Source organism: Paenibacillus herberti, assembly GCF_002233675.1.
Lineage (GTDB): Bacteria > Bacillota > Bacilli > Paenibacillales > Paenibacillaceae > Paenibacillus_O > Paenibacillus_O herberti.
Genome location: NZ_NMUQ01000002.1, coordinates 1,384,978 through 1,395,976, shown reverse-complemented (window position 1 = coordinate 1,395,976; position 10,999 = coordinate 1,384,978). Strand labels below are relative to the sequence as shown.

Annotated in this window: 7 protein-coding genes; 6 read left to right on the top strand and 1 reads right to left on the bottom strand. The window is 52.5% G+C overall.

Annotated features, from left to right (window positions below; all coding sequences use genetic code 11):
- The first annotated feature begins 115 nt into the window (after nt 1–115).
- The 6 genes from CGZ75_RS18755 to CGZ75_RS18730 all read left to right on the top strand — a co-directional run bounded on the left by CGZ75_RS18755 (nt 116) and on the right by CGZ75_RS18730 (nt 9,329).
- Nucleotides 116–1,582 (top strand): ABC transporter substrate-binding protein, encoded by a 1,467-nt coding sequence (locus CGZ75_RS18755; RefSeq protein WP_425436520.1) that lies wholly within the window; start codon nt 116–118, stop codon nt 1,580–1,582.
- A gap of 112 nt (nt 1,583–1,694) precedes the next feature.
- Nucleotides 1,695–2,633 (top strand): ABC transporter permease, encoded by a 939-nt coding sequence (locus tag CGZ75_RS18750; protein WP_089525723.1) that lies wholly within the window; start codon nt 1,695–1,697, stop codon nt 2,631–2,633.
- Between the two features lie 651 nt (nt 2,634–3,284).
- A complete protein-coding gene (locus CGZ75_RS18745) occupies nt 3,285–4,208 on the top strand; it encodes a carbohydrate ABC transporter permease (RefSeq protein WP_089525722.1) in 924 nt (307 codons plus the stop codon).
- 151 nt (nt 4,209–4,359) lie between these two features.
- On the top strand, nt 4,360–5,688 hold the full coding sequence (locus CGZ75_RS18740) for a glycoside hydrolase family 125 protein (protein ID WP_089525721.1): 1,329 nt from the start codon (nt 4,360–4,362) through the stop codon (nt 5,686–5,688).
- 39 nt (nt 5,689–5,727) lie between these two features.
- Complete coding sequence (locus CGZ75_RS18735; protein WP_089525720.1) at nt 5,728–8,472, top strand: alpha-mannosidase; 2,745 nt, start codon at nt 5,728–5,730, stop codon at nt 8,470–8,472.
- A gap of 431 nt (nt 8,473–8,903) precedes the next feature.
- Entirely contained in the window at nt 8,904–9,329 is a 426-nt protein-coding gene (locus tag CGZ75_RS18730) for a hypothetical protein (RefSeq protein WP_089525719.1), read from the top strand.
- A gap of 204 nt (nt 9,330–9,533) precedes the next feature.
- Here CGZ75_RS18730 and CGZ75_RS18725 read toward each other — a convergent pair whose 3' ends face one another.
- Nucleotides 9,534–10,907: an MATE family efflux transporter gene (locus tag CGZ75_RS18725; protein ID WP_089525718.1), complete on the bottom strand. Its 1,374-nt coding sequence runs from the start codon at nt 10,905–10,907 to the stop codon at nt 9,534–9,536.
- Nucleotides 10,908–10,999 lie beyond the last annotated feature (92 nt).

Genomic DNA, 10,999 nt, shown 5'->3' with positions numbered 1-10,999 from the left:
CATAATTTGTATCCTATTTGAAAAAGCTTACATCCATTAAGGTAATACCATAAACACACCGACATGCCGGACACGGCTGCTTCGAAAACTTTCTTTCACTAGGGGAGGCATCATGATGAGAAAGAGATCAACACGCAAAGTCAGCACCATCGCACTGGCCCTCACGACAGCACTACTCGTAACCGCTTGCGGCAATAGCGCCGGCAAGGAAGAAGGAACCGCAGAGAAACCGGTCAATCTGATCTGGTACACAATCGGCGTTCCACAAAAAGACACGGATAAGGTCATGGCGGAAGTCAGTAAATATACCGCTGAAAAAATCGGAGCCACTATCACGATGAAACAGATCGATTTTGGCGACTATAACCAAAAGATGGGTGTCATGACTGCTTCCGGCGAGCCGATGGACATCGTGTTCACCTCTTCATGGGCGTTTGACTACGTGCAGAATGCTCGCAAGGGCGCTTTCATGGAAATGGACGAGCTATTGAAAACGCATGGACAAGGCATCGTTGATACACTGGACCCAGCTTTCTTGGAAGGCTCCAAGGTCGATGGACATAACTACGGCATTCCGGCCAATAAAGAGCTTCCGGCCCAATCCGTTTGGCGCTTTAATAAACAACAGTTGGACAAGCTCGGTCTCGATTACAAACAGGCTGGCTCGCTGGAAAGCTTGGAGCCCTTCCTCAAAGCGGCCAAAGATAAGCTGCCGGGCGTACTTGGGATGAAAGTAGACCAAAGCTACAGACCTTATGTGCCTTATGACTACCTCATTCAAGGTCTACCGATGGCCGTTGCACTGAATGGCGACAAGAGCAAGATCGTCAACGTGCTGGAAACGCCGGAGATGGAAAAAGCACTCGCTACGATGCACAAATACTACACGGCCGGCTACATTTCTCCTGAAGCGGCTACCACAACTTCCACAAGCGATCTGGAGAAAACCGGCAAATGGCTCATAGACAAAGCGGATACCCAGCCTTTGGCGGACAATGCTTGGAGCACTAGCCTTGGTTATCCGATTGTCTCCACACCAGCGGGCGATTCCGTCATTTACAACTGGTCCGTTATGGGCTCTATGCAAGCTATCTCGGCCAATGCGGAGTATCCGGAGAAAGCGATGGAATTCCTTAACCTGCTCAATACTGACGCCAAGCTGCGCAATATGATTGACTCCGGCATTGAGGGCACACACTACAAAATGCTCGGTGAAAACCGTATGGAAAACCTGCCGGAATCCAAAAACTACGATATGCCAACATTCGCGCTTGGCAACGTTATGCTCACCTACCTCAACCCGGCCGACCCGGATGACAAATGGGAGCAGTTCAAAAAATTCAACGATGAGGGCAAGCCTGCCCCAACGCTCGGCTTCAACTTCGACACCTCCAAAGTGTCCACCGAGCTCGCTAGCCTGCAAAACATCAAAGCCGAAGTATGGGCTCCGCTCATGACCGGCACCGTCGACCCTGAGGTCTACCTGCCTCGCGCTATTGAGAAAATGAAGGCCGCTGGCCTCGACAAAATCATGGCCGAAGCACAGTCCCAGTACGACGCCTGGATGGCTAATCAAAAGTAAATCCCCATTGATTGCGTAGCGGGCGAAGGCGACTTCGCCCTATTTTTTGCTTCATTCGCAATCAAAAGCTAGATCAGTAACAAGATCCACATCTCAAGGAGGTTATGCCATCATGAACGGATTGTCGGGCTTCTTCCGCAATTTGAACCGCAACAAAGCGATCCTTTTCATGGTTTTGCCAGGGGCTCTATGGTTCCTGATCTTCTCCTATATCCCGATGGCGGGCACCATCTTGGCTTTCAAAGAATACCGCATCAGTCGTCATGGCTTCATTGACAGCATTATCAGCAGCGCCTGGGTTGGACTGGACAACTTCAAGTTTCTGTTCAGCACTAGCGACGCCTGGATCATTACGCGCAACACCTTGCTTTACAACATTACGTTTATCGTGATTGGCCTCGTTGCCGCGGTAGCTATGGCCATTGTGCTTTCCGAAATCGCTAACAAAAAGCTATCCAAGTTATATCAAACTGGCATGTTCCTGCCTTACTTCCTTTCCTGGGTTATCGTTGGTTACTTCGCATTCAGCTTCCTGAGCTTGGACAAAGGCCTGCTCAATCAGTTCCTCGTCAAGCTGGGCATCGATCCCATTAACTGGTATTCCGATCCCACCTACTGGCCGTTCATCCTTATTTTCATCAGCATGTGGAAAGCAATCGGCTACAACAGCGTCGTCTACCTCGCCTCAATCATGGGTATTGACCGCTCGCTGTATGAAGCCGCAATGATAGACGGCGCGAACAAATGGCAGCAAATTCGCAATGTGACCCTTCCGATGCTGACACCGCTCATGACGATCATGACACTGCTGGCAATCGGCAAAATCTTCTACGCTGACTTCGGCCTGTTTTATCAGGTTCCTCGTGATTCCGGCGCTCTGTATTCCGTCACCAACGTTATCGACACTTACGTATACCGCGGCCTGAAAACAACCGGCGAGTTCGGGATGATTACAGCGGCCGGCCTGTACCAGTCGTTTGTTGGGCTCGTGTTGGTTCTCACATCTAACTGGGTCGTTGGTAAGGTTAACAAGGATAATACGCTGTTTTAAAAGACAGCATCTTAAAGGACAACCTTGCCTGGCAAAAGCCGCTCCACGGGCTGATCCTTCTTCCGATTCACTGGAGCCCAGATTCCTTTGATTCCTCTTCCCCGCTAGGGAAGGAATCCGGCCTCCAAGAGAACCGCTGCCGCTTCTACAGAAGGATTCAGCCCGCTCCGCGCTCCCCTGCCCAGCAAGAGCTCCAGCTCTCCCCCTTATTTTATGGGGGAGGGCTAGGCACCGGGCTTTCTCCGGTGCCGCGCTGCTTGCCCCGTGCCGTGCACGGGCAGGGCCTAAGGAGGCGAAATGCACCGCCTCCCGATTATTCAGCGGCGGAGAAGCTCGCCGCCGCAAAGCGCTTAGCGTCTGTCGCCTCCTATGTATACAGGAGGCGCGCCCCCACCCCCACAAAAAACTGTGGGGAGTGGGGCGTGAGGGGCGAGAGCGGCTGCGCCAGCGCAGCGGAGAGACCCGATGCCTTCCGGAGAAGCGACAGCGGTCCTCTTGGAACAGGGATGCCTCCCTTTTAAGGGATTAGGCGATCCAGGCATCCCTGTTCCAGTGGAATCGGAGGAAGGCTCGGGGCTCGCAGCGGAGTTCCGGTGCAGCCGGTCGAGCCTTTGATCTAACACACTTCCCTAACAGAAAGGGGCTACAACGATGTCTACACGCTCAGCCACACGGAAACCTCGCGATTTTCAACGACTTAGCCCAACCTGGAACGTCATTTTCAATCTCGTTGCCGGATTGTTCGCGCTAATATGTGTGTTCCCGTTTATATTCATCATCATCATCTCCTTTACGAGCGAGCAGTCTCTCGCCTTCAATGGATATCAGCTCTGGCCGGATGTATGGAGCATGGAGGCGTACCGTTACGTGTTGCAAAATGGCGACGCTCTGCTCCGTTCCTATGGCGTCACGATTTTTGTCACTGTCATTGGCACCGTACTATCGCTGATAATCGTTGCTCTCTATGCGTACGGCATCTCGCGAAAAAACTTCCAATACCGTAAGTTTTTCAACTTTTTCGCTTTCTTCACGATGTTGTTCAACGGCGGCCTTGTGCCGACCTATATCGTCGTAACGCAAATGCTCGGCCTCAAGGACAGTGTTTGGGCGCTCATTCTGCCGCTGATGGTCAACGCGTTCTACGTGCTCATCATGCGTACCTTTTTCATCACAATGGTTCCAGACGCGATCATCGAATCCGGTAAAATCGACGGCGCCACCGAACTGCAAATTTTCTACAAACTTGTCCTTCCACTTGCGCTGCCGGGCCTGGCGACAATCGCCCTGTTCAGTACACTTGGCTACTGGAACGATTGGTTCAATGCTCTGTTGTATATTGAAAATCCAAATCTAGTGCCGCTCCAATCCATGCTGATGCGCATCGAGACGAATATGCAGTTCCTGCTCTCGCAAGCTTCCAGCAATGCCTCCTTGGCTGAAGGGCTTCAAGATATGCCGCAGGACACGGCCCGAATGGCTATGGTTGTGCTGGCGACAGGCCCGATTGTACTCGCTTATCCGTTCTTCCAGCGCTATTTTGTACAGGGATTGACGATCGGCGCAGTGAAAGAGTAAGTTAGCGATAACGCAAGCTAATGAACCTAACGCACCTAACAAATACAGTATCGTTTTGGCAGAATGAACCTCATTCTGCCAAACAACCTCGCTATGCCTTATGCCCTATGCAAGCAATCAAACCTTATGAACAAGGAGTTAGATCATCAATATGGAGCAATTCCGACTTCCTAAAATCCCAATGCCTGACTTAACGCTGCCAAACGCCGTGCAGAACGTTTTGAGCGAAGCCGATGAGCGGTTAGCTCACCGTCCTAAGCTGCGCCAACTGTTCCGCAACTGCTTCCCGAATACACTCGAAACAACGACCAAACGGATGCCTGACAGCACGACATTCGTCATTACCGGCGACATCCCGGCTATGTGGCTTCGCGATTCCGTGGAACAGGTCATTCAGTATGTGCCGCTGGCCAAAGAAGACGCTGAGCTGCAGCGCATTATCGAGGGTCTGATCAAGCGCCATATGGCGATGATTTTGATCGATCCTTACGCCAATGCCTTCAATGAAACAGCCAATGACTGGCACTGGAACACGACCGATGAAACCGATATGGGACCCTGGGTTTGGGAGCGCAAATTTGAGCTAGATTCCATTTGCTTCTCCTTCCGGCTGGCGTATACTTATTGGAACGAAACTAAGCATACTGCCATTTTTGACACCGATTTCAAACGCGCCATGCGTGCGACAATCGACCTGTGGAAAACGGAGCAGCGCCATTTCGAGCAATCGCCTTACCGCTTCAATCGCGACAACGGTATTCCAGTCGATTCCATGCGCAACAAAGGCCTCGGCATGCCGGTCAACTATACGGGAATGATCTGGTCCGGCTTCCGTCCAAGCGACGATGCATGCGACTTCCACTACAGCATCCCGTCGAACATGTTTGCCGTTGTGACGCTGCGCCAGATGCGCGAGATCGCCGAATGGGTATTCCGTGACATGGCGATGGTCAAAGAGCTTCGTGAGTTGGAACAAGAAGTCGAGCATGGCATTCAGTTATACGGCATTGTTCGCCACCCGGAATTCGGGCCGATCTACGCCTATGAGACGGATGGTTACGGCAATCATTGCCTGATGGACGATGCCGGCACGCCGGGTCTGATGTCCATTCCGTACATTGGCTACACATCGAACGACGATCCGATCTACCTGAATACACGCCGCTTCGCGCTCAGCAAGGAGAATCCTTTCTACTATGAAGGGAAAAAGGCAAAAGGCATCGGCAGTCCGCATACGCCTCCAGGCTACATCTGGCATATGGCGCTGTCCATGCAAGGCTTGACGGCGGTATCGGACGAGGAAAAACTCGCCATGATCGAGCTGCTTGAGGCAACTGACGCCGACACTGGCTTCATGCACGAGGGCTTCCATTCCGATGACCCAACCGTATTTACCCGCAAATGGTTCGCATGGTCCAACAGCCTGTTCTCCCAGCTTGTCTACCGCGCCATGAAGGACGGGCTTCTGGACGAAAAGTAAGCTACAAAACGGATTCTCACAAAGAAAGGATGACTCTCTTTGACGAAGCGCACCGCACATATCATCTCCCATACCCATTGGGACCGCGAATGGTACCTCCCTTATGAAAAGCATCATGTCCGGCTCGTTGAGCTTATGGACACGCTGCTTGATACTCTCGAGAGCGATCCTGGTTATCGCAGCTTTTTCCTTGACGGCCAAACGATTATTCTGGAGGATTACCTCCAGGTTCGTCCGGAATACCGCTCCCGTCTGGAAAAGCTGATTCAGGAGGACCGCATTCTAATCGGCCCTTGGTATATCCTGCAGGATGCCTTCCTGACAAGCGGCGAAGCCAATATCCGCAACATGCAGATCGGCCACGAAGATGCGAATCGTTGGGGCAAGGTTTCCAAAATCGGTTATTTCCCAGATACATTCGGCCTGTTCGGCCAAACGCCGCAGCTCATGCAGCAAGCTGGCATCGACAATGCACTGTTCGGACGCGGCGTGAAGCCGACCGGCTTCAATAATGAAGTGGGCGAGTCTTCCGCTTATGAGAGCTCCTTTTCAGAGCTGATTTGGGAAGGTCCAGACGGCTCACGCGTGCTCGGAATCCTGTTCGCCAACTGGTACTCCAATGGCAATGAGGTTCCTGTGCAAGCCGAAGCGGCACGTGAATACTGGCAGCGCAAGCTGGCGGATGCCGGCAAATACGCTTCCACGCCTCATCTTCTGTTCATGAACGGCTGCGACCACCAGCCGATTCAGACCGATTTGGCCGAAGCGATTCGCATGGCAAAAGCGGTGGAGCCGGATACGGAGTTCATCCATTCCAACTTCCCGGATTATCTGGATGCGGTACGTGAAACCGCCGACGGCCGCGGGCTATCTGTCGTACAGGGCGAGCTGCGCAGCCAACGCACCGATGGCTGGGGCACACTCGTTAATACAGCGTCCTCCCGCGTTTATTTGAAGCAGATGAATACGCTTGGACAAGCTCTGCTGGAGCGCTCTGCGGAGCCGCTGGCTGCCTATGGGCATCTGCTCGGCAAGGATTATCCGCATCATCTGTTCACCTACGCTTGGAAGCTGCTTATGCAAAATCATCCGCATGACAGCATCTGTGGCTGTAGTGTCGATGAGGTGCATCGCGAGATGGTGACCCGCTTCGACAAGAGCCGCCATGTAGCGGAAACTATCGTTGCGGACACAACTGCATTCATCGCCAATGCGGTGGATACTTCTGTCTTTGGCAGCTACGGTTCGGACGCTCTGCCGTTTGTCGTACATAATACGGCAGGCTGGACACGCAGCGGCGCCGTTACCATTGAACTGGATGCGGCCCGCATCTACTTCCGCGAAGGCATCGGTTTTGGCGAAATGAATCGTCGTATGAATGAGCTTGATATTTCCGGCCGCGTCCTCGTAGACTCCGAGGGCCTCCCAGTCCACTGCACCGTAGAGGATCTCGGACAGTTATTCGGCTACGATCTGCCGGATGATGCTTTCCGCCAGCCATACCAATGCCGCCGCGTGCGACTGACGTTCCAAGCGGAATCCGTTCCGGCTCTCGGCCATGCCTCCTTTGCCTGGGTCAAAGCGGATGTTAAACCCCAGGACGCTCCGGCGATCGCCCACAGCGAGCGTGTGCTCGACAACGGCGTTCTGCGCGCCGAGGTGGCAGAGGATGGTTCCTTTACACTGACCGATCACCGCAGCGGCCGCGTTTTCTCCGGTCTCGGCGTGTACGAGAACACTGGCGACATCGGCAACGAGTATATGTTCATGGAGCCAAAAGGCACTGCGCCGATCACGACGCGCGGTCTGGCCGCTTCAGTTCGTGTGCTGGCTAATGAGCCTTACCGCGCTTCCCTGGAAATCGTCCATGAATGGGCTATCCCAGCTTCAGCCGACGAACTTCTGGAACGCGAGCAACGCGAAATCGTCTTTATGCAAAACCGCAAATCCGGCCGTTCGCAGCAGTTGATCACGCTGCGCCTGACGACGGTGCTGTCCCTGGAAAGCGGCAGCGGCAGACTTGATATTACGAGTTCGTTTGACAACCAGGCGAAGGATCACCGAGTGCGTATGCTGTTCCCGACCGGCCTGGAAGCAACTGTTCATACGGCTGACTCCATCTTCGAAGCTGCGGTTCGCGATACAACACCGGCTAAAGAGTGGAAAAACCCAAGTAATGCCCAGCATCAGCAGGCATTCGTTGATGTGAGCGGCGCAGCGGCAGACGGCGGAACAGCCGGTCTCACAGTTGCCAACATTGGTTTGAACGAGTATGAAGTTCTGCGTGACGGCTCCAACACGATTGCTGTCACCTTGCTCCGCTCCACCGGCGAGCTTGGCGACTGGGGTTACTTCCCAACGCCGGAAGCGCAGTGCATCGGCGCTCAAAAAGTTCAACTGGCTGTCATTCCGCATAGTGGAGACGGCGCAGGTGAAGGTGCTTACGCTGAAGCGTACCAGCTGCAAACGCCTTGGACTGCCGTCCAAACCGGCGTCCACAGCGGCAAGCTGCAACCGGTCGGCGCACCGCTTGCCTGGAGGGGCGAATCACTGGCGTTCTCGGCCTTCAAAGTGAGCCCAGTGTCGGGCGACGTTGTTGCCCGCCTGTACAACCTCAAGCGCGAAGCGGGACAACTGGCGCTTCAAGCGCCTCATAGCTCCAGCGCTGCTTATAAGTCCAGCATCCTGGAACAGGATTCCGGCGAGGAGCTGCAGTTGACAGACGGCGGACTACAGCTGCCGGTTGGGCCGGCTGAGATCGTGACGATCGGGCTGCGTGCTTAACAGCTAAGGATGATGATCGCCGGTTTGCTCGGCTGAGGCCGTCATGAACGTGTGATTGACTGCCAACACGTGTCACTCCACCGCGCGCTGAGATCTGCATGGCTGATCTTAACGGCTGGGCCGAATTATTCTCTTTCTGGAATCATACAAAACCTCCGAATCAATCGTGATTCGGAGGTTTTTTTATAGGCCGAATGCTGTAATTAACCAACCTCCGAAAAATTGATGCGATTCAGCACCATCAGCCTAGTACTAGCGCTGGCGGCCGATAATTAAGAAGCCCCCCTAAATCATCTAACGATTGTTTTGGGACGGACGTTTTTGTTTTTCGCAGACAGGAACCTTCCAAATATCACTTCGTTAACATTGATACTTATTTGGGGGTTTGGAGGTCTAATGAGTGCAAGCTTACATGAAGGGGTCGAAAACTTTTGCACAAGAGTCCTATGCTACTACTCTCGCTTTTTTTAATTATATTCGTAAGTGCCTGTAGTAATTTTAGCGACGAGCCGATACCAAGCCCTACAGCCAGCATAGAAAACAGTTCGACTACAATTCCTGTAGAGGTAGTATCTTATAACTGGGGATTAAAGGAAACTTATGGATCTCCTTGGGAACTATTGGAGAACAAAACAGCGGTTACTGTTCAAAAAAAGTCGAAAATTATTTTGTCTTTTGATAAAAAACCAGAAAAAATACTATTCCATCAAAATCTCAGTTACGATGATTTTATAAAATTAGACATTCTGTCGAATGAAATTATTGTGCCGGATAAAAAAGGCATCTATATTTATTCTTTTATAGCAACCTGGCCTAAGGGAACTGTACATTATTCAATAAAAGTAAAAGTTGAATAACTAACGTCTTACCAAACCGGGTAAGCCTTTTATAAAACGATCTGAAAAAACAAAAAAGGAACGTACACCTAAAGCGGCGTAAGTTCCCTTTCCAAAACCGCATCACGCGAAATCATAAGCGCCATGAGTGAAAGCGGGCAGTTAGTAGTAGGTTTGAATCAAGAACACTTGTACAAACTTCAAAAGCCCGTCCAGACCACGCTCCTACACTTCCGCAGCCGCCCCGCCTTGCGCCGACACAGCCAGTTCCGGCGAGCCAGCACGCAAAGCCCACTTACGGCTGCGCCAGCGCAGCCAACAAACGATGCCGCGCAAATATTCATCAGCGATCATGCAGCAGTAGATAGCGGTCAGTCCCCACCCAAGGCTTAAGCTGAAGTAGTAGGCGATGCCGACCGATACGCCCCACATGCTAATCGTAGAGACATACATCGTAAACTTCGTATCGCCAACCGCATTTAGAGCATCCCCGATGGTCATATTAAGCATTTTGCCAGGCTGCAGCAACAGATTCAATCCTAGCAGGGATGCGCAGATAGCCAGAATATCAGGATCTGTAGTGAACAGGCCAAGCGCCTGACTGCCTAAGAAGTAGATCAGCAGCGAATTGGCTATGACAACGCCTTGACCAATCCATAACCCTTTATAACAGTCCTTGTACGCCTCGCGCGTTCGTCCGGCGCCGAATAGATGCGCAACCCTAATCTGCGTAGCAAGAGCGATGGAGAAACCGATCAGGAAGCAGAACGATTCCAGCGTGTTCATATACGTCCGCGCCGCCAGCTCCATTGCTCCCAGCGAGCCGATGAAGGTGAAGATGACAAGCTGCGAGAACACCCAATTCCCCGAGTAAACGCCCAGCGGCCAACCAATGCGCATGATCTCCGCAAACAAACTGCGGCTCCACACCTTGATGTCCCCCCACCAAATCTTCCGCTCAAAGGCAAAAATAAACATGTAAAACAGCAAGGCACTAGCCAGCAAACGGCTGACGACTGTGCTTAAAGCGACTCCACCTAGTCCCCACTCCGGCAGCCCAAACGCGCCATAGATAAAGCCATAATTGAGCACGATATGAACGACGTTCATACCGAGCGCCGTGTACATCGGACCGCGCGTATTGCCCGTGTTGCGAATGGCCGCGCTGAGCGTGCTCATAATCGCCGCGAGAACCATGCTGCTGCCGATAATTGAAATATACGTACCCGCGAGAGGCAGGAGCGATTCCGGCATTTGCAGCACTCGGGCGATTGGTTCTGGGAAAACGACCAACACAACGCTGAGCACAGCTCCGATTAACACCGTAGCTTTCAGAGCGATGATGCTGATTGTGCGTGCATCTTCCTCCTTGCGTGCCCCGAGCTTTTGCGCAATTAGGATTCCGGCACCACTCGCGATGACGGTGAACAGCACGGTTAGCGCATTGAACAGCTGCTGCGAAAAGCCAACAACCGCGACCGCATCGTCGGATATTTCGCTGACCATGAATGTATCCGCTGCGCCCAGCAGGAACTGCAGGAACAGCTCGATGAAAATAGGCCAAGAAAGCGCCCACAGGGAATAGTTACGATTTTTCATGAATGAAACCTCCACCTTGTTGCTCGGCTTGCCACATGCACAGCCAATTACTATGAAAGCCCTTACTTTGGCCATGCCGCCTAACTACCTAA

What these genes read in the sequence shown, in the direction of transcription:
- CGZ75_RS18745 (WP_089525722.1), top strand. Translation starts at nt 3,285, where the DNA reads ATGTCTACACGCTCAGCCACACGGAAACCTCGCGATTTTCAACGACTT.
- CGZ75_RS18755 (WP_425436520.1), top strand. Translation starts at nt 116, where the DNA reads ATGAGAAAGAGATCAACACGCAAAGTCAGCACCATCGCACTGGCCCTC.
- CGZ75_RS18750 (WP_089525723.1), top strand. Translation starts at nt 1,695, where the DNA reads ATGAACGGATTGTCGGGCTTCTTCCGCAATTTGAACCGCAACAAAGCG.
- CGZ75_RS18740 (WP_089525721.1), top strand. Translation starts at nt 4,360, where the DNA reads ATGGAGCAATTCCGACTTCCTAAAATCCCAATGCCTGACTTAACGCTG.
- CGZ75_RS18725 (WP_089525718.1), bottom strand. Translation starts at nt 10,907, where the DNA reads ATGAAAAATCGTAACTATTCCCTGTGGGCGCTTTCTTGGCCTATTTTC.